We start from the raw sequence: 18,776 nt of genomic DNA, 5'->3' as shown, positions 1-18,776 counted from the left end.
GGGCATCCGCCCCGGCGTTGTCAGTGGCTCGCCCTAGTCTGTGAATGACGGGGGTCCCGCCCCTGTCACTTCTCTCTAGAAAGGTGCGGACCGGCGTGGCCGACCGTCTCATCGTCCGTGGCGCGCGCGAGCACAATCTCAAGAACGTCTCGCTCGACCTCCCGCGCGACTCCCTCATCGTCTTCACCGGGCTCTCCGGGTCGGGCAAGTCCTCGCTCGCGTTCGACACGATCTTCGCCGAGGGTCAGCGGCGGTACGTGGAGTCGCTCTCCTCGTACGCCCGGCAGTTCCTCGGTCAGATGGACAAGCCGGACGTCGACTTCATCGAGGGCCTCTCGCCCGCGGTCTCCATCGACCAGAAGTCGACCTCGCGCAACCCGCGCTCCACGGTCGGCACCATCACGGAGGTCTACGACTACCTCCGCCTGCTCTTCGCGCGCATCGGCAAGCCGCACTGCCCCGAGTGCGGTCGCCCCATCGCCCGGCAGTCGCCGCAGGCCATCGTCGACAAGGTCCTCGAGCTGCCGGAAGGCAGCCGCTTCCAGGTCCTCTCGCCGCTGGTCCGCGAGCGCAAGGGCGAGTTCGTCGACCTCTTCGCCGACCTCCAGACCAAGGGGTACAGCCGCGCGCGGGTCGACGGCACGACGATCCAGCTCTCCGAGCCGCCCACGCTGAAGAAGCAGGAGAAGCACACCATCGAGGTGGTCATCGACCGCCTCACGGTGAAGGACTCCGCCAAGCGCCGCCTGACCGACTCCGTGGAGACCGCGCTCGGTCTCGCCGGCGGCATGGTCGTCCTCGACTTCGTCGACCTTCCCGAGGACGACCCCGAGCGCGAGCGCATGTACTCGGAGCACCTGTACTGCGCGTACGACGACCTGTCCTTCGAGGAGCTTGAGCCCCGCTCCTTCTCCTTCAACTCGCCCTTCGGCGCCTGCCCGGACTGCTCGGGCATCGGCACGCGCATGGAGGTCGACCCCGAGCTGATCGTCCCGGACGAGGACAAGTCGCTCGACGAGGGCGCCATCCACCCCTGGTCGCACGGCCACACCAAGGACTACTTCGGGCGGCTCGTCGGCGCGCTCGCCGACGCGCTCGGCTTCGCCACGGACATGCCGTGGGCCGGACTCCCGCAGCGCGCCAAGAAGGCCCTCCTGAACGGCCACAAGACGCAGATCGAGGTGCGCTACAGGAACCGGTACGGCCGCGAGCGGGTCTACACCACCGCCTTCGAAGGCGCCGTCCCCTTCGTCAAGCGCCGCCACAGCGAGGCCGAGAGCGACACGAGCCGTGAGCGCTTCGAGGGCTACATGCGCGAGGTGCCCTGCCCCACCTGTGAGGGCACGCGGCTCAAGCCGATCGTCCTTGCCGTCACGGTCAAGGGCCGGTCCATCGCCGAGGTCGCCGCGATGTCCATCAGCGACTGCGCGGACTTCCTCGCCGAGCTGAAGCTGGGCGCCCGCGACAAGAAGATCGCCGAGCGCGTCCTGAAGGAGGTCAACGAACGACTGCGCTTCCTGGTCGACGTCGGCCTGGACTACCTCTCGCTGAACCGCGCGGCGGGCACCCTCTCCGGCGGCGAGGCCCAGCGCATCCGCCTGGCCACGCAGATCGGCTCCGGCCTCGTCGGCGTGCTGTACGTACTGGACGAGCCGTCCATCGGCCTGCACCAGCGCGACAACCACCGCCTGATCGAGACCCTCGTGCGCCTGCGCGACATGGGCAACACGCTCATCGTCGTCGAGCACGACGAGGACACCATCAAGGTCGCCGACTGGGTCGTCGACATCGGCCCCGGCGCGGGCGAGCACGGCGGCAAGGTCGTGCACAGCGGCTCCATGAAGGAGCTGCTCGACAACCCGGACTCGGTGACCGGGCAGTATCTGTCGGGCAAGAAGTCCATCCCGGTGCCGGACATCCGCCGCCCCGCGGACCCCTCCCGTCAGCTGACGGTGCACGGCGCCCGGGAGAACAACCTCCAGGACATCGACGTCTCCTTCCCGCTCGGCGTCCTCACCGCCGTCACGGGTGTCTCGGGCTCCGGCAAGTCGACGCTCGTGAACGACATCCTCTACACGCACCTGGCGCGCGAGCTGAACGGCGCACGCTCCGTCCCCGGGCGGCACACGCGCGTGGACGGCGACGACCTCGTCGACAAGGTCGTGCACGTCGACCAGTCGCCCATCGGCCGCACCCCGCGGTCCAACCCGGCGACGTACACCGGAGTCTTCGACCACGTCCGCAGGCTGTTCGCGGAGACGATGGAGGCGAAGGTCCGCGGCTATCTGCCCGGCCGCTTCTCCTTCAACGTCAAGGGCGGTCGCTGCGAGAACTGCTCCGGTGACGGCACGATCAAGATCGAGATGAACTTCCTGCCGGATGTGTACGTCCCCTGCGAGGTCTGCCACGGGGCGCGCTACAACCGCGAGACGCTGGACGTCCACTACAAGGGCAAGTCCATCGCCGAGGTCCTGGACATGCCGATCGAGGAGGCGCTCGACTTCTTCGAGGCGGTGCCGGCCATCTCCCGCCACCTGCGCACGCTCAACGACGTGGGTCTCGGGTACGTACGGCTCGGCCAGTCCGCGCCGACGCTCTCCGGAGGCGAGGCCCAGCGCGTGAAGCTGGCCTCCGAGCTCCAGAAGCGCTCGACGGGACGGACCGTCTACGTCCTGGACGAGCCGACCACCGGTCTGCACTTCGAGGACATCAGCAAGCTGATCACGGTCCTGTCCGGCCTGGTCGACAAGGGCAACACGGTCATCGTCATCGAGCACAACCTCGACGTCATCAAGACCGCGGACTGGGTCGTCGACATGGGCCCCGAGGGCGGCAACGGCGGCGGTCTGGTCGTCGCCGAGGGCACGCCCGAGGAGGTCGCCGGGGTTCCGACGAGCCATACGGGCAAGTTCCTGCAGAACATCCTTGTTGCGGAGAGCCCTTCGCAGGGACGCAAGCGGATTGCTGCCGCGGTGAAGAAGCCGGCGGCGGCCAAGGCCACCGCCAAGACCTCCACCGCCAAGAAGGCCACCGCCAAGAAGGCCACTGCCAAGAAGGCTGCCCCTAAGAAGGCGGCCAAGGCTCGTAAGGCCTGATGCAGCTGCGCGTCCGCGCGTCTGTTGTGGCTGGTCGCGCCCCGCGGCGGAGCCGCTCATGTCACAGCCCCGCGCCCCTTCGGGGGCGCCCCCGCGGTGGTGTGAACGGGCCGTCGGACAATGGGTTTCCCCCTTGTCCGGCGGCCCGTCCTCGTGGTCGCCTGGGGCGCATGACCGTACGTACCGAACGTGCAGGCCCCGTCACCACCATCGTGTTGTCCCGGCCCGGCGTGCGCAACGCCGTCGACGGGCCCACCGCCCAGGCCCTCGCCGACGCGTTCCGTGCCTTCGACGCGGACCCCGACGCGTCCGTCGCCGTGCTCTGGGGCGAGGGCGGCACCTTCTGCGCCGGTGCGGACCTCAAGGCCATCGGGACCCCGGCCGGGAACGAGGTCACCGAGAAGGGCGACGGGCCCATGGGGCCGACCCGCATGCGCCTTTCCAAGCCCGTCGTCGCGGCCATCTCCGGGCACGCGGTCGCCGGCGGTCTGGAGCTCGCGCTCTGGTGCGACCTGCGCGTCGCCGACGAGGACGCGGTGCTCGGGGTCTTCTGCCGTCGCTGGGGCGTGCCGCTCATCGACGGCGGGACCGTGCGGCTGCCCCGCCTCATCGGCGAGAGCCGGGCCATGGACCTCGTGCTCACCGGCCGCCCCGTCCCCGCCGCCGAGGCGCTGGCGATGGGCCTGGTCAACCGGACCGTACCGCCGGGCACGTCCCGCGCAGCGGCCGAGCGCCTCGCCGCGGAGATCGCCGCGTTCCCCCAGACCTGCCTCCGCAACGACCGGCTCTCCGTACAGGAACAGGGTGGCCTGACCGAGGAGGACGCGATGGCGGGCGAACTGCGCCACGGCCTGCGGTCCCTCGCCGAGGCCGCGGACGGCGCGGCCAGGTTCGCCGCGGGTGCGGGGCGGCACGGAGCCTTCACCGACGGCCCGGGAGAGGCCCGGCAGCCCGTCGACTAGCCTTCGGCGGGCGCGGCCGCCGGCTCCAGGAACTGCATGTCCAGCTGGATCTTCACCACGTCACCGAGCATCCCCGCGCCGAAGTCGAGACCGTAGGCCTTGCGGCTGATCTCCCCGGTCGCCTCGAACCCCGCATGGCGTCGGGCGTCGCCCGGGAAGGCCTGGAGCCCGCCGAACTCCACGGCGAGGGCGACCGGCTTCGTCACGTCACCGATGGTCAGTTCGCCCTCCAGGGTCCACTCGTCCTCCTGGCCGACGACCCGCGTCGAGCGGAACGTCATGGTGGGGCGGCGCTCCACGTCCAGCAGGTCCGGCGCGCGGACGTGCGCGTCACGGTCCTTGTTGCCGGTGTCGATCGACGCCAGCTCGATGGTCGCCGTCACCGACGAGGTCTCCGCGCTCTCGCCCACGACGAGACCAGCGGTCACCTCCGCGAACCGGCCCCGCACCTTCGAGATCCCGAGGTGGCGGATGGTGAAGTTCACGGCGGAGTGCAAGGGGTCGATCTCCCAGCTCCCGGCGGGGAGGGGAAGCGCGGTCGTCGCGGCGGCAGCAGTGGCGGTAGTACGCGTGTCCGAAGTAGTCATGGCGTCCACGATGCGAGGCCGCCCGCACCCGAGGAAGGCCGGGCCGAGACTGGTAGTGACAGGGCCACGATCCGGTCCCTTCCCGGCTGGTACGTTCGGCCGGTGAGCGACAACGAGCTGGGCAACTTCCTGCGCACCTGCCGTGAAGCGGTCACGCCGGCCCAGGTCGGCCTCCCGACCGGCCCCCGGCGCCGCACGCCGGGCCTGCGCCGCTCCGAGGTCGCCACGCTCGCCGGCGTCAGCGTCGAGTACCTCGCCCGCCTCGAACAGGGCCGGGACCGCCATCCGTCACCGCAGGTGATGGGCGCGCTCGCGGATGCCCTGCGGCTCTCCGTGGAGGAGCGCTTCCACCTGCGCCGCCTGGAGAAGGAGACGAGCGGCGACCCCTGCTGCCCGACGGCGAGCGTGCCCTCCCAGTCGGTGCGCCCCACCGTGCGGGCGCTCATCGACCGCCTGGAGCCCACCCCCGCCGTCCTGTTCAACCGGCTCGGCGACGTCCTCGCGTACACCTCGGGCTATGAGCGGATCGTGGGGCCCATCGGTCTCCTCGACGACGAGCGGCCCAACCTCGTCCGGTTCCTGTTCACCGACGAGCGCGCCCGCGCCGCCTATCCCGAATGGGACCGCGTCGCCGACGAACAGGTCGCATCGTTGCGGGCCGGTTCCATGCTGAGCGACCCCCACGCCGAGGGATTCGCCGACGAGCTGACCGTCATCGCCGGTGCCCCGTTCGCGGACCGCATGGCGGCCGTGCCGCGGCTGCCCCGGCACAGTGGCATCGAACGTGTGGCGCATCCGGAGGTCGGTGCGGTGCGCCTTTCGTACGAGACGCTGACGCTGCCCGACGCGGACGGCCAGCGCCTGGTCGTCCACCTGCCGGCCGACGAGGCCTCGTCGGCCGCGCTCGACCGCCTCAACGGCCGTCAGCCGGGCGGCCTGCGCGCGGTGACGGGCTGACCGTCGGCATCACCCCAACTCCCGCGCGTACGGCGGCTCCGCCCCCGCGCGGGACACGGTCACGGCCGCCGCGCGTGCCGCGAAGCGCAGGACCTCGCCCCAGCTGTCCGCGCCGAGCCCCGAGAGGGACTCCGCCGACAGCGCGTCCCGTGCGCAAAGCCCGTGCAGCAGCGCCGCGTTGACCGTGTCGCCCGCGCCGATGGTGTCCACCACGTCGACCCGCTCACCCGGCACGGACCACTCCCCGCCGTCCCGCGTGAAGACCGTGAGCCCGTCGCCGCCCCGCGTCACCACCACCGCGCCGGGCCCGGACGCGAGCCACTCCCGCGGCGTGCCGCCCAGCCAACTCGCGTCGTCCTCCGACAGCTTGAGCAGCGAGACCGACGGCAGCCAACTCTTGAACCGGGCCCGGTAGGCGTCCGCGTCCGGGATCAGACCCGCCCGGACATTGGGGTCGAGGGCCGTGAAGACGCCCCGCGCCGCCTCCCGGCGCATCAGCTCCTCGTACGCGCTCGCCCCCGGTTCCAGGACGAGCGAGCACGTGCCGAACGAGAGTGCGCGCACGGCGTCGGGCAGCCGCTCCGGGGCCGTGAAGAGCCGGTCCGCCGTGCTCTCGACGTAGAAGGAGTAACCGGCGGAGCCGTCCGCGCCGATCGAGGCCACCGCGAGCGTCGTCGGCTCGGCGCCCCGCTGGACGTACGAGACGTCGACACCCGCGGTCCGCAACCCGTCGACCAGGGCGTCGCCGAACGCGTCCGCCGAGATCCGCGAGCAGAAGGCGACGGGGGAGCCGAGACGGCCGAGGGCCACCGCGGTGTTGTACGGACCGCCGCCGAGCCGCGGGGCGAGCGCGGGCAGCCCGGCGTCACCACCGCCGAAAGCGCCGGCGGAATCCTGCGGGACGAGGTCGATCAGGGCCTCTCCGGCGACGACGATCACGGGTGGTTCCTCTCGGCTCTGCGGTGGCTCCGCGGCGGCTCTGCTGTCGTGGTCAGCGCTCGTGCCCCCGGCTTCCGCCACAGGCTAGAGCTTCCCGGCGGGCCGGGCCCGGCACGGGCGCCACTCGGGCACGGCCGTGCCCAACGCGGGCAGGCGGCGCCCCACCGGTATGGTCTGATCCGTCACCGAAGCGCCTGACCTGTGGAGATTCCATGCCCGGCACGCCGCCCCCCGCCCGCCGCACGGTGCTGCGCGCCGCCGCTCTCGTCCCGGCCGCCGGTCTGGGGATCACGGCCTGCTCGTCCGGGGGCGGCGACGGCGGCTCCAACCGTTCGGCGCCGACCGCGCCGACGGACCTCGGTGCGTCCGACGAGGTGAAAGTGGGGGCCTCCAAGCTCTACACCGACGAGAACGTGGTCGTGAGCCGCATCTCGGACGACGAGTACAAGGCGTTCAGCACCATCTGCACGCACGCCAAGTGCCCCATCAACAAGCTCGAGGGGCACAAGCTGACCTGCCCCTGCCACGGCAGCCAGTTCGACGCCACGAACGGCAAGGTGCTGCACGACCCCGCCGTCACGCCGCTCAAGGAGCTGCCGGTGAAGGTGGAGGACGGCAAGATCATCGCGGGTCCCGGAGCCTAAGGCCCACTAGCCGGGAGTGCACGACTCACTCGGGAGTGCACGACTCACTCCCAGTCCCACGCGATCCCCAGAATCCCCGCCCGCACCTGCGGCTCCACGAGGTGCACCGACCGGTGGCTGCCGCTCAGCGTGAGTTCCTGGCGCCCGCCGCGCGGCGCGGCCTCCGAATGCTGGGCGAAGCGGTGGCAGCGTACGGGCAGCGCCTCCTCGTCGAACCGCACCTGGAGCGCGTACTGCCCGCCCGCGAAGCTGAAGCCCCGGAAGTACTCGGTGGCCGCACCCGCCGTGCCGTCCTCGAAGCCGTAGCGGAACAGATGCGTGTCGCCCGCGCGCAGGCGCGCGTCGAACAGCAGCTCGGCGACGAGCACTCCCGTCTCGTGGTGCAGACGCACGCGCCCCGTGCGGCAGTTCTCCAGGGCGTGGACGCCGATGCGCTCCGGCACGCAGCCGGGGTCGCCGCGGTAGATCGCGAGGTAGCGGTCCACGCCGTCCCGGTGGGCGCGCACCACGTGCTGCGAGTCGCGGCCGAGCAGCTCGCGGCGCCCGCCGATCCGCACCCGCTCGTGGTGGCCCACGGTGTGCAGGCCGCCGTCCAGCGGCGAACCGAGGTCGGTGATCAGCTCCTGGAGGACGTCGGACGCCGCCAGGAGCGAGCGGTAGGAGCGGGCGGCGGGGCGTTCGCAGGCGGGGCGGTCGGAGGGCTTGGCCAGGAGCCGGATCAGTGACTCCTCGGGGAGCCCGAGGATCTCCTCCAGGGCGCGCACGGCGCGCAGCGACTCGGTGCGCTGGGGGCGCCTCGCGCCCTGCTGCCAGTAACTCAGGCTCGTCACCCCGACGTTGACGCCCTGGCGCGCGAGATGATGCCGTACGCGTTGCAGGGGAAGGCGCCGTGCGGCGATCGCGGCCCGCAGCGCCACGTGGAAGGGGCCGGTGCGCAGCGCGGCCTCCAGATCCGCAGGCGCGCCGTCCGCGAGCTGTGTGCCGTGCCGCATCGCAAGACCCTTCTGTGAACATTCACATCGGCCGCCCGGGCGTACGCGCCGGTCGGGGCGGGCCACCAGGTGGACGTACGAGGGGTGTTCACATACGTACGCCGCCGTTCACGGCCCAAGTAATCCCGCATTGAACCTTGTTGACCTGCACCCGACAACACTCGATGCTCAATCGCAGCGTCCGGACGCGCTCCTCCACCACCCCACCCCCCGCTTGGGAGGAACGCGATGCGCCATAGAAGCAGCAGGTTCAGCGGACGCAGACGGTTGTCCGCGCTCGCCCTCGTGGCGGCGGCCCTGGTCGCCGCCCCGGCGGCCACGGCCACGGCCGCCCCCGACAGCCCTCCGTCCGCGTCCGTACCCGGCGCCGACACCCCTTCCGTCCTCGCCGCGAAGCGCCTGAACATCACGATGCAGGCTCAGCAGAAGACCAACTGGTGCTGGGCGGCGGCCGGGAACACGATCGCCACCTTCTACGGCAAGAAGTACAGCCAGAACCAGTTCTGCAACGCGGCCTTCGGGCGCAGCCAGAACACCGAGTGCCCCAACTCCCAGGCCACGCTCGGCGACGTGCAGAACGGCCTGGACTGGGCGGGCATCAACGCCGGTTCGTACGTCAACGGCTGGCTGCGCTATCCGACCGTGCAGGCCGAGATCAACGCGGGCCGCCCGGTCGAGACCCGCATCCAGTGGTCGAACGGCGGCGGTCACATGCATGTCCTCTACGGGTACGACGACGCGAGCAGCTGGGTCTACTGGGGCGACCCGTGGCCCTCCAGCGACCGCTACAACTGGGCCTCGCACAGCTGGTACGTCAACAACAACACCTTCTCCTGGACCCACTCGCTGTACCGGATAGGGGCGTGAGCGCGATGACCGGTCACCTTCCCCGCCACTTCCTCAGGGCGGCGCTCGCCGGCTCGGCCGCCGCCCTGCTGCTCGGCGTCGCGGCGCCGCACGCCTCCGCGGACTCCGGGCCCTCCGAGGCCTCCCGCGAGGCGGCCCACGACGCCGCGAGCGCGCCCGAGACCCTCGACACGCTCTCCCGCTTCTTCGCACGGGAGGGCGCCGTCAGCAAGGCCGCGGCGGGCCCGCGTGTGCGGGGCGACGACGCCGTGCCCGTGCGCTACCTCTCCCCGGAGTTCGTCGCGGGCGAGAAGGGCGCGCCGATCGCCCGCGTGGAGTTCCTCGCCAGCAAGGCGGTCTCGTCCGACGGGCAGGAGGCCTCCTTGTGGACGGTGAAGCAGGGCGGCTCCTGGCAGGTGGTGAACATCGCCACCGGGGACGACGAGACGCACTACGCGCGCGTGGGCGCCGACAAGCTCCCCGGGGGCACCGTGTTCCACGAGCCGCAGATCAACGCCTGGTACGTCCAGGGGCGGGGCCGGGTGCTTCCGCTGGACGCGGACGCGGTGCGGGCCGTGGGCTCGGGCGGGGCCTCGGTCGCCGCCTATCAGAAGCGTGTGCACGATGCGTACGCCGACAAGCTGCCCGGCTCCGAGTACGCGAAGTCCGGCAAGGCGGGGGGCTTCGCCCCGAAGGAGCGGACCGGGGAGCCCCCGGCGGCTGATTCGCCCGCAGCCGAAGCCGCAGCCTCGGGCTCGGCCCCGGCTTCGGCTGACGGCCCCGTCACGGTCGCCTCCTCCGTGGCCGGAGCGGGCGCCGTGCTGGCCCTCGGCCTCTCCGGGGCCGCGGTCCTGCGCCGTCGCGCCCGGCGGCACGGCTGACCAGCCCCGGCCTGCGGCCGGGAGCTTCCCCCACCCGCCCGCCCTTCAGGGCGGGTGGGCTCAAGGGCGGGCGATGCGGCGCCGGCTCCCTGCGGCACGTCGCCCGGACGGCAGGGCGGGTTCCTGCCGGTCCCAGGCGCCAGCTTGCCGGTGCGGCAGGGCAGGCTCCTGTCGGTCGCGTGCGTCAGGTTGCCGGTGCGGCACGGGGCAGGCTTCTGCCGGTCCCGGGCGGTACGTCGCCGGTGTGGCAGGGCAGGCTCCTGTCGGTCGCGTGCGTCAGGTTGCCGGTGCGGCACAGGGCGGGCCTCTGCCGGTTCTGCCGGTCCCCTGCGGCACGTCGCCCGGACGGCAGGGGAGGCTTCTGCCGACCCCCGGGCGCCTCGTCGCCGGTGTGGCAGTGCAGGCTCCTGTCGCGGTCCTCTGCGTCAGGTCGCCGGTGCGGCACAGGGCAGGCCTCTGCCGGTTCTGCCGGTCCCCTGCGGCACGTCGCCCGGACGGCAGGGCAGGCTTCTGCCGACCCCCGGGCGCCACGTCGCCGGTGTGGCAGTGCAGGCTCCTGTCGGTCGCGTGCGTCAGGTTGCCGGTGCGGCACAGGGCAGGCCTCTGCCGGTCCCGGGTGGCACCTCGCCGAGGCGGCGGTGCAGGCCCCCTCCGACCCCTGACTGTCAGCCCCCGCCAGTAGGGTGTGGAGCATGGCAGACCCCTCCAGCTACCGCCCCAAGCCGGGACAGATCCCCGACTCGCCGGGGGTCTATCGGTTCCGCGACGAACACCGCCGGGTGATCTACGTCGGCAAGGCGAAAAGCCTGCGCCAGCGCCTGGCCAGCTACTTCCAGGACCTGACGAACCTGCACCCGCGCACCGCCACGATGGTGACGACGGCCGCCTCCGTCGAGTGGACGGTGGTCTCCACCGAGGTCGAGGCGCTCCAGCTCGAATACTCCTGGATCAAGGAGTACGACCCCCGGTTCAACGTCAAGTACCGCGACGACAAGAGCTATCCGTACCTCGCGGTGACGATGAACGAGGAGTTCCCGCGCGTCCAGGTGATGCGCGGCCACAAGAAGAAGGGCGTCCGCTACTTCGGTCCGTACGGCCACGCGTGGGCGATCCGCGACACCGTCGACCTCCTCCTGCGGGTCTTCCCCGTCCGCACCTGCTCGGCCGGGGTCTTCAAGAACGCCGAGCGCACCGGCCGCCCCTGCCTCCTCGGGTACATCGGCAAGTGCGCCGCGCCCTGCGTGGAGCGCGTCTCGCCCCAGGAGCACCGCGAACTCGCCGAGGACTTCTGCGAGTTCATGACGGGCCGCACGGGGGCGTACATCCGCCGCATCGAGCGGCAGATGGCGGAGGCCGCCGAGGACATGGAGTACGAGAAGGCGGCCCGCCTGCGCGACGACGTCGGGGCCCTGAAGAAGGCCATGGAGAAGAGCGCCGTCGTCCTCGCCGACGCCACGGACGCCGACCTCATCGCCCTCGCCGAGGACGAGCTGGAGGCGGCCGTCCAGATCTTCCACGTCCGCGGCGGCCGGGTGCGCGGTCAGCGCGGCTGGGTCACCGACAAGGTCGAGGCGGTCACCAGCGGCGACCTCGTCGAGCACGCCCTCCAGCAGCTCTACGGAGAGGAGAGCGGCGACTCCGTACCGAAGGAAGTCCTCGTCCCCGCGCTGCCCGATCCGATAGAGCCCGTCCAGGAGTGGCTCACCGAGCGCCGCGGTTCGAACGTCTCGCTGCGCATCCCGCAGCGCGGCGACAAGAAGGCGCTCATGGAGACCGTGGCGCGCAACGCCCAGCAGTCGCTCGTGCTGCACAAGACCAAGCGCGCCTCGGACCTGACCACCCGCTCCCGCGCCCTGGAGGAGATCGCCGAGGCACTCGAGCTGGACAGCGCCCCGCTGCGCATCGAGTGCTACGACATCTCGCATCTGCAGGGTGACGACGTCGTGGCCTCGATGGTCGTGTTCGAGGACGGCCTCGCACGCAAGAGCGAGTACAGGCGCTTCCAGATCAAGGGCTTCGAGGGCCAGGACGACGTCCGCTCCATGCACGAGGTGCTCACGCGCCGCTTCAGGCGCTATCTCTCCGACAAGGAGAAGACGGGGGAGTGGGACCCCGACGGCGAGCAGGAGAGCCTGACCGAGGAGGACGGCCGCCCCAAGCGCTTCGCCTACCCGCCCCAGCTCGTCGTCGTGGACGGCGGCCAGCCGCAGGTCGCGGCCGCCCAGCGGGCCCTGGACGAGCTCGGCATCGACGACATCGCGGTGTGCGGCCTGGCCAAGCGCCTCGAAGAGGTCTGGGTGCCTGGCGACGACGACCCGGTGATCCTGCCGCGCACCAGCGAAGGCCTGTACCTTCTCCAGCGGGTGCGCGACGAGGCGCACCGCTTCGCGATCACGTATCAGCGGGCCAAGCGGGCCAAGCGCTTCAAGGCCGGACCGCTGGATGCCGTGCCGGGCCTGGGCGACGCGCGCAAGCAGACGCTGATCAAGCACTTCGGTTCGGTGAAGAAGCTGCGATCCGCGACAATCGACCAGATCTGCGAGGTTCCGGGCATAGGCCGCAAGACGGCCGAGGCGATCGTCGCGGCCCTGGCCGCCGCGGCACCCGTGGCGCCCGCCGTGAACACGGCGACCGGAGAGATCATTGAAGACGAGGAGCCCGCACGCGCGGGATCCTCCAGCGACGGCGAGGAGCCCGTGTCCGCGGGCGCCTCAGAGGAACGACGGGGGCAGGAGACATGACCGAGCACGACGAAGGCGGCGAGCAAGTGAGTACGGGCACGACCATCACGCCGGGCGAGACCGCGGAAGTGGTCCCCGAGCTGGTGATCATCTCCGGCATGTCGGGAGCCGGACGCAGCACCGCGGCGAAGTGTCTGGAGGACCTCGGCTGGTTCGTCGTCGACAACCTGCCGCCCGCGCTGATCCCCACCATGGTGGAGCTCGGCGCCCGCTCGCAGGGGAACGTCGCCCGCATCGCGGTCGTCGTCGACGTCCGCGGCCGCCGCTTCTTCGACAATCTGCGCCAGTCCCTCGCGGACCTGGAGGCCAAGCACGTCACACGGCGGATCGTCTTCCTGGAGTCCTCGGACGACGCCCTGGTGCGCCGCTTCGAGTCGGTCCGCCGCCCGCACCCGCTGCAGGGCGACGGCCGCATCGTCGACGGCATCGCGGCCGAGCGCGAGCTCCTGCGCGAGCTGCGCGGCGACGCGGACCTGGTGATCGACACCTCCAGCCTGAACGTGCACGAGCTGCGCGCCAAGATGGACGCCTCGTTCGCGGGCGAGGAGGAGCCCGAGCTGCGGGCCACCGTCATGTCCTTCGGCTTCAAGTACGGCCTGCCGGTCGACGCGGACCTCGTCGTGGACATGCGCTTCCTGCCCAACCCGCACTGGGTGCCGGAGCTGCGCCAGTACACCGGGCTCAACGAAGAGGTGGCGGCGTACGTCTTCAACCAGCCCGGCGCCAAGGAGTTCCTCGACCGGTACGCCGAGCTGCTCCAGCTCATCGCCGCGGGCTACCGCCGCGAGGGCAAGCGTTACGTGACGATCGCGGTCGGCTGTACGGGCGGCAAGCACCGCTCCGTCGCCATGTCGGAGAAGCTCGCGGCGCGCCTCGTGTCCGAGGGCGTCGAGACCGTCCTCGTCCATCGGGACATGGGGCGAGAGTGAAATCCTCCCTGCGGCTGAACCGCCTGGGCCGCAAGCGGGGCGCACAGCCCAAGGTCGTGGCGCTCGGCGGCGGGATGGGCCTGTCCGCGTCCCTGGCGGGGCTGCGCCGCATCACCGGTGACCTCACCGCCGTGGTCACCGTCGCCGACGACGGCGGCTCCAGCGGACGGCTCCGCGACGAGCTGGGCGTCCTGCCGCCCGGCGACCTGCGCAAGGCGCTCGCCGCCCTGTGCGGGGACGACGACTGGGGCCAGACCTGGGCCCGCGTGATCCAGCACCGCTTCCAGTCCAAGGGCGACCTGCACGAGCACGCGGTCGGCAATCTGCTGATCGTCGCCCTGTGGGAGCAGCTCGGCGACCACGTCCAGGCCCTTGACCTGGTCGGCAAGCTGCTGGGCGCGCACGGGCGCGTGCTGCCCATGTCCGCGGTCCCGCTGGAGCTCCAGGCCCTGGTCAGGGGGCACGACCCGGAGCGCCCGGACGACGTGGACACGGTGCGCGGGCAGGCCACGGTGGCACTCACCCCCGGTGAGGTGCAGTCCGTGCACCTGGTCCCGCACGACCCGCCGGCCGTCCCCGAAGCGGTCGCCGCGGTGCTCGACGCGGACTGGGTGGTGCTCGGTCCCGGCTCCTGGTTCTCCTCCGTGATCCCCCATCTGCTGGTCCCCGAACTGCTCGACGCGCTCATCCAGACGAAGGCCCGCAGGGTGCTCTCGCTCAACCTCGCGCCACAACCCGGAGAAACCGATGGGTTCTCTCCGCAGCGTCATTTGGAGGTTTTGGCCCGACACGCCCCTAAACTCGCCCTGGACGTGGTGCTGGCCGACGACGCCGCCGTGCCCGACCGTGAGTCACTCACCGATGCCGCCAAGCGGCTCGGCGCCACGGTCGAGCTGGCGCCGGTGGCCAGGCACGATGGCACTCCGAGGCACGATCCGGAGCTCCTGGCCACCGCGTACGACCGTATTTTTCGGATGCATGGAAGGATCGGCCCATGGCGATGACGGCAGCGGTGAAGGACGAAATCTCCCGGCTTCCCGTCACCCGGACCTGCTGCAGAAAGGCAGAGGTCTCGGCCATCCTGCGCTTCGCGGGCGGCCTTCACCTGGTGAGTGGCCGCATCGTGATCGAGGCGGAGCTGGACACGGCGATGGCCGCGCGGCGGCTGAAGCGGGACATTCTTGAGATTTTCGGGCACAGCTCGGAGCTGATCGTGATGGCTCCCGGCGGGCTGCGGCGCGGCTCGCGCTATGTCGTACGGGTCGTGGCGGGCGGCGATCAGCTGGCCCGGCAGACGGGTCTGGTCGACGGCCGCGGCCGCCCCATCAGAGGACTGCCGCCCCAGGTGGTCTCGGGGGCCACCTGTGACGCCGAGGCGGCCTGGCGCGGGGCGTTCCTCGCGCACGGCTCACTGACCGAGCCGGGCCGCTCGTCCTCCCTGGAGGTCACCTGCCCCGGCCCGGAGGCCGCGCTCGCCCTGGTCGGGGCCGCGCGCAGGCTCCAGATCGCGGCCAAGGCCCGTGAGGTGCGCGGCGTGGACCGCGTCGTCGTCCGGGACGGCGACGCGATCGGCGCCCTGCTCACCCGGCTCGGCGCCCACGAGTCGGTGCTCGCCTGGGAGGAGCGGCGGATGCGCCGCGAGGTGCGCGCCACCGCCAACCGCCTGGCCAACTTCGACGACGCCAACCTGCGCCGCTCGGCCCGCGCGGCCGTCGCCGCCGGCGCCCGCGTGCAGCGCGCCCTGGAGATCCTCGGCGACGAGGTCCCCGAGCACCTCGCGGCGGCCGGACGGCTGCGCATGGAGCACAAGCAGGCCTCCCTGGAGGAGCTGGGCGCGCTCGCCGAGCCGGTGCTCACGAAGGACGCGGTCGCGGGCCGTATCCGACGGCTGCTCGCCATGGCGGACAAGCGGGCGCAGGACATGGGGATTCCGGGTACGGAGTCCAATCTGAGCGAGGAGCTCGCCGACAACATGGCGGTCTGACCACCGTCGTAGGGCACGCAAGCCGCCGGGGCCGCCGAGGCCCCGGCGGCTTCTTTGCGTCCTTTTCGCGTCTGCCCTCACACCATATTGACATGATCATGAAGTGTCACGAGCCTGGCGTTCGCGCACAAATGTGCCGGACAACCGCAAGGGGGGCTCATGAGACGAAGAGCGAGATCCAGAGCCGGTTTCAGATCGGTCGTCGCCGCGGGCGCGCTGCTCGTCGGCGGTCTCGTCGCCGTACCGCACGCCCAGGCCGACAGCGGGCCGAAGGCCCCGGCCACCGACGACCCGGCGGCCGTGAAGGTCTACGAGGCCGAGGTCACCAAGAAGCAGATCCCGATCCTCATCGACGCGGGCCAGGACGCCCACGAGCTCGCGGGGCAGGCGCCCGAGCGCGGCACCGCCCGCGTCGAGGTCTATCTCACCGAGGCGCAGGCCAAGGGCGTCGAGCGCGAGGGCGTCGAGCTCACCGAGCAGAAGGTCTCCGCCGCCACGCAGCAGAAGCTCAAGGCCGCGGGGGACGGCGTGTTCCGGCCGTACAGCGGCAAGGGCGGCCTCAAGGAGGAGATCGTCAAGACCGGTCAGGCCCACCCCGGCCTCACCAAGGTCGTCTCCATCGGCAAGTCGCTCAAGGGGCAGGACATCCTCGCGCTCAAGCTCTCCAAGGGTGCCAAGAAGTCCAAGGACGGCTCCAAGCCGTCCACGCTCTACCTGTCCAACCAGCACGCGCGCGAGTGGATCACCCCTGAGATGACCCGCCGCCTGATGCACCACTACCTCGACAACTATGGCAAGGACCAGCGCATCACCAAGCTCGTGGACTCCACCGAGCTGTGGTTCGTGCTCTCCGCCAACCCCGACGGCTACGACTTCACGCACGCCCCCGACGGCAACCGCCAGTGGCGCAAGAACCTCCGCGACATCGACGGCGACGGCAGGATCGCGGCGGGCGACGGCGTCGACCTCAACCGCAACTTCGCCTACAAGTGGGGCTACGACAACGAGGGTTCGTCCCCGGCGCCCTCCTCGGAGACCTACCGCGGCACGGGCCCCATCTCCGAGCCCGAGACCAAGGCGCTGGACCGCTTCCAGAAGCGCATCGGCTTCGAGTACGGGATCAACTACCACTCGGCGGCCGAACTGATCCTCTACGGAGTGGGCTGGCAGGTCGCGACCCCCACCCCCGACGACGTGCTCTACAAGGCGCTCGCGGGCACCCCGGAGAAGCCGGCGATCCCCGGCTACCACCCGCAGGTCGCCTCCGAGCTCTACACCACCAACGGCGAGGCGGACGGCCACGCGGGCAACGTCAACGGCTTCTCGATGTTCACGCCGGAGATGTCCACCTGCCAGACGGTCTCCAACCTCGACCCGAACGACCCCTGGAGGCCCGAGGACTGCGCCTCCATCTTCACCTTCCCGGACGACGAGAAGCTGATCCAGCAGGAGTTCGCCAAGAACGTCCCGTTCGCGCTCGCCGTGGCCGAGACCGCACTCCACCCCGACCAGCCGGTCTCCGTCACCGACATCGAGGCCCCCGACTTCACGCCGGACACCTTCAAGGACTCGTACGCCCGCGGCGGTGACCAGGAAGTCGCCGTCACCGCCCGCAAGTCGGTGCGCGACAAGGAGCTCAACTACCGCATCAACGGCGGCCGTACGCAGGACGAGGACCTCAAGGCCTGGAAGGGCGGCGAGACCTACGGCGGCGAGGACAACATCCACTTCGACCAGTACCGCGCCGAGGTCGAGGACGCGCGCGTGGGCGACAAGGTCGAGGTGTGGTTCACCGGCCGCAACAAGAAGGGCCGCACGGAGAGCCCGCACTTCACGTACACCGTCACCGAGCGGGCCAAGGCGAACACCCTCGTCGTGGCCGAGGAGGGCGCCGCGGCGACGCAGGCCCAGAAGTACGTCGACGCCCTGAAGGCCAACGGACGTTCCGCCGTGGTCTGGGACGTCGCCAAGCAGGGCACCCCGCACCCGCTCGGCGTCCTGTCGCACTTCTCCGCGGTCGTGCACTACACCGGCGACCCGGTGCCCGGAGCGCCGACCCAACTCGCCCTGCGCGCCTACCTGAACGAGGGCGGCAAGCTGATCGAGTCCGGTGAGCGCACCGGCTCCAACGTGGACCTCGGGGACGCGCTCTCCGACGACTTCGCGCAGTACTACCTGGGGGCGTACGAACGCCTTTCCGCGCCCGGCGCCACCAGCTTCGCCGGCAGCGGCGCGCTCGACGGCGTGAACACGCCGCTGGCCGCGGCCGACACCAACCCCCTGGACAAGGCGGGCCGTTACACCGTCACGTCCGACAGCCTGCCCGCCGACCAGTTCCCGCAGTTCAGGAGCGCGGCGGCAGGCAGCTACCCCGGCCTCAGCAACCCCTACGCGCCCTTCGAGGGCCAGGGCATGGCCTCGGCGACCCACGCCGACCAGGACTGGAAGCGGCTGACCCGCACCATCGACCTGACCGGGGTCACGGCCGCGGACCAGCCGCAGCTGCGGTTCGCGCTCAACTGGAACCTCGAGCCCGGCTACGACCACGGCGTCCTCGAGGCCCACACCACCGGCGCCGACGACTGGACCACGCTGCCGGACACGAACGGCAACTCGTCCCAGGCCGTGCCCGCCGAGTGCGGGGCCGGGTTCTTCATCAACGGCCACCCGTTCCTGCGCCACTACCTGACGCAGTCGGCGACCGGCTGCACGGCGAGCGGCACCAGCGGCGCCTGGAACAGCTTCACCGGATCCTCCGGCGGCTGGAAGCCCGTCACCTTCGACCTGAGCGCCTACGCGGGCAAGACGGTCGAGGTGTCGCTCAGCTCCATCACCGACCCCTCCAGCGGGGGCCGCGGACTGTTTGCCGACAACGCTCAGCTCGTGATAGGGGGCAACGCCACGCAGACCGAGGGATTCGAGTCCTCACTGGGCACCTGGGCGGTCGCTCCGGCGCCCCCCGGCAGCCCCAACATCACGGGTGACTGGGCCCGTACAGGGGAGCTCTACAAGCCCTATGCGGCCGTCACAGCGCGTGACAGTGTGCTGCTCGGCTTCGGGTTCGAGCACGTACCCGGAAATGCCGAACGGGCCGCTCTTATGGGCGCATCCCTTGCACATCTGCGCCGCTGACGCTGCGTAATCAAGACCTGAATACCGGTGGCTCGTGCTCCCTACTGGGGGGTACGAGCCACCGTGCCGCTCGGGCCCCCTGTCGAT

Annotated in this window: 14 protein-coding genes; 11 read left to right on the top strand and 3 right to left on the bottom strand. The window is 71.3% G+C overall.

Going from position 1 to position 18,776, the window contains the following annotated elements:
* The first annotated feature begins 95 nt into the window (after window positions 1-95).
* Window positions 96-3,095, top strand: coding sequence for an excinuclease ABC subunit UvrA (gene uvrA, locus ACZ6ZP_RS00920; RefSeq protein ID WP_469405119.1), 3,000 nt, complete (start codon window positions 96-98; stop codon window positions 3,093-3,095).
* Between the two features lie 170 nt (window positions 3,096-3,265).
* Window positions 3,266-4,057: a crotonase/enoyl-CoA hydratase family protein gene (locus ACZ6ZP_RS00915; RefSeq protein WP_351162067.1), complete on the top strand. Its 792-nt coding sequence runs from the start codon at window positions 3,266-3,268 to the stop codon at window positions 4,055-4,057.
* Here ACZ6ZP_RS00915 and ACZ6ZP_RS00910 read toward each other — a convergent pair.
* Window positions 4,054-4,644: a YceI family protein gene (locus ACZ6ZP_RS00910; RefSeq protein WP_351162065.1), complete on the bottom strand. Its 591-nt coding sequence runs from the start codon at window positions 4,642-4,644 to the stop codon at window positions 4,054-4,056. The two genes, ACZ6ZP_RS00915 and ACZ6ZP_RS00910, sit on opposite strands and share 4 nt — an antisense overlap.
* Before the next feature lie 102 nt (window positions 4,645-4,746).
* Here ACZ6ZP_RS00910 and ACZ6ZP_RS00905 point away from each other — a divergent pair, with 102 nt between their 5' ends.
* Entirely contained in the window at window positions 4,747-5,601 is an 855-nt protein-coding gene (locus ACZ6ZP_RS00905; RefSeq protein ID WP_469405118.1) for a helix-turn-helix domain-containing protein, read from the top strand.
* Between the two features lie 9 nt (window positions 5,602-5,610).
* Here the strand turns inward: ACZ6ZP_RS00905 and ACZ6ZP_RS00900 are convergent, their stop codons facing one another.
* Window positions 5,611-6,540, bottom strand: a complete 930-nt coding sequence (locus ACZ6ZP_RS00900) for a carbohydrate kinase family protein (RefSeq protein ID WP_469405117.1) — start codon at window positions 6,538-6,540, stop codon at window positions 5,611-5,613.
* Window positions 6,541-6,752: 212 nt separating this feature from the next.
* Here ACZ6ZP_RS00900 and ACZ6ZP_RS00895 point away from each other — a divergent pair, with 212 nt between their 5' ends.
* A complete protein-coding gene (locus tag ACZ6ZP_RS00895) occupies window positions 6,753-7,184 on the top strand; it encodes a Rieske (2Fe-2S) protein (protein WP_351162059.1) in 432 nt (143 codons plus the stop codon).
* A 44-nt stretch (window positions 7,185-7,228) separates the two neighbouring features.
* On the opposite strand, the gene ACZ6ZP_RS00890 is transcribed toward ACZ6ZP_RS00895, so the two are convergent.
* Window positions 7,229-8,176, bottom strand: coding sequence for a hypothetical protein (locus ACZ6ZP_RS00890; RefSeq protein WP_351162057.1), 948 nt, complete (start codon window positions 8,174-8,176; stop codon window positions 7,229-7,231).
* A gap of 228 nt (window positions 8,177-8,404) precedes the next feature.
* Here ACZ6ZP_RS00890 and ACZ6ZP_RS00885 point away from each other — a divergent pair, with 228 nt between their 5' ends.
* The 7 genes from ACZ6ZP_RS00885 (at window position 8,405) to ACZ6ZP_RS00855 (ending at window position 18,689) form a co-directional block, all read left to right on the top strand.
* A complete protein-coding gene (locus ACZ6ZP_RS00885; RefSeq protein ID WP_351162055.1) occupies window positions 8,405-9,043 on the top strand; it encodes a papain-like cysteine protease family protein in 639 nt (212 codons plus the stop codon).
* Window positions 9,044-9,048: 5 nt separating this feature from the next.
* Window positions 9,049-9,903, top strand: a complete 855-nt coding sequence (locus tag ACZ6ZP_RS00880; protein ID WP_469405764.1) for a hypothetical protein — start codon at window positions 9,049-9,051, stop codon at window positions 9,901-9,903.
* A gap of 692 nt (window positions 9,904-10,595) precedes the next feature.
* Window positions 10,596-12,644: an excinuclease ABC subunit UvrC gene (uvrC, locus tag ACZ6ZP_RS00875; RefSeq protein WP_469405116.1), complete on the top strand. Its 2,049-nt coding sequence runs from the start codon at window positions 10,596-10,598 to the stop codon at window positions 12,642-12,644.
* Window positions 12,641-13,573 carry an RNase adapter RapZ gene (rapZ, locus tag ACZ6ZP_RS00870; RefSeq protein WP_351162052.1) on the top strand — a complete coding sequence of 311 codons (933 nt, stop codon included), beginning with the start codon at window positions 12,641-12,643 and terminating at the stop codon, window positions 13,571-13,573. Before uvrC ends, rapZ begins: the two co-directional genes overlap by 4 nt.
* Window positions 13,570-14,577 (top strand): gluconeogenesis factor YvcK family protein, encoded by a 1,008-nt coding sequence (locus tag ACZ6ZP_RS00865; RefSeq protein ID WP_351162050.1) that lies wholly within the window; start codon window positions 13,570-13,572, stop codon window positions 14,575-14,577. The genes rapZ and ACZ6ZP_RS00865 overlap by 4 nt, the downstream gene beginning before the upstream one ends.
* Window positions 14,568-15,557, top strand: a complete 990-nt coding sequence (gene whiA / locus ACZ6ZP_RS00860) for a DNA-binding protein WhiA (RefSeq protein ID WP_249590613.1) — start codon at window positions 14,568-14,570, stop codon at window positions 15,555-15,557. Before ACZ6ZP_RS00865 ends, whiA begins: the two co-directional genes overlap by 10 nt.
* A 159-nt stretch (window positions 15,558-15,716) precedes the next feature.
* Complete coding sequence (locus ACZ6ZP_RS00855; RefSeq protein ID WP_383819707.1) at window positions 15,717-18,689, top strand: M14 family metallopeptidase; 2,973 nt, start codon at window positions 15,717-15,719, stop codon at window positions 18,687-18,689.
* Window positions 18,690-18,776: the final 87 nt, after the last annotated feature.

This window comes from Streptomyces sp. NPDC054047 (genome assembly GCF_055585065.1).
Note: the sequence above shows the minus strand (reverse complement) of the source record. Positions and strands in the feature narration are given on the sequence as shown.

Coding starts and splice junctions, on each gene's coding strand:
- ACZ6ZP_RS00890 (WP_351162057.1), bottom strand. CDS start 8,176: ATGCGGCACGGCACACAGCTCGCGGACGGCGCGCCTGCGGATCTGGAG.
- whiA (WP_249590613.1), top strand. CDS start 14,568: ATGGCGATGACGGCAGCGGTGAAGGACGAAATCTCCCGGCTTCCCGTC.
- ACZ6ZP_RS00885 (WP_351162055.1), top strand. CDS start 8,405: ATGCGCCATAGAAGCAGCAGGTTCAGCGGACGCAGACGGTTGTCCGCG.
- ACZ6ZP_RS00895 (WP_351162059.1), top strand. CDS start 6,753: ATGCCCGGCACGCCGCCCCCCGCCCGCCGCACGGTGCTGCGCGCCGCC.
- ACZ6ZP_RS00880 (WP_469405764.1), top strand. CDS start 9,049: ATGACCGGTCACCTTCCCCGCCACTTCCTCAGGGCGGCGCTCGCCGGC.
- ACZ6ZP_RS00910 (WP_351162065.1), bottom strand. CDS start 4,644: ATGACTACTTCGGACACGCGTACTACCGCCACTGCTGCCGCCGCGACG.
- uvrC (WP_469405116.1), top strand. CDS start 10,596: ATGGCAGACCCCTCCAGCTACCGCCCCAAGCCGGGACAGATCCCCGAC.
- rapZ (WP_351162052.1), top strand. CDS start 12,641: ATGACCGAGCACGACGAAGGCGGCGAGCAAGTGAGTACGGGCACGACC.
- ACZ6ZP_RS00915 (WP_351162067.1), top strand. CDS start 3,266: ATGACCGTACGTACCGAACGTGCAGGCCCCGTCACCACCATCGTGTTG.
- ACZ6ZP_RS00855 (WP_383819707.1), top strand. CDS start 15,717: ATGAGACGAAGAGCGAGATCCAGAGCCGGTTTCAGATCGGTCGTCGCC.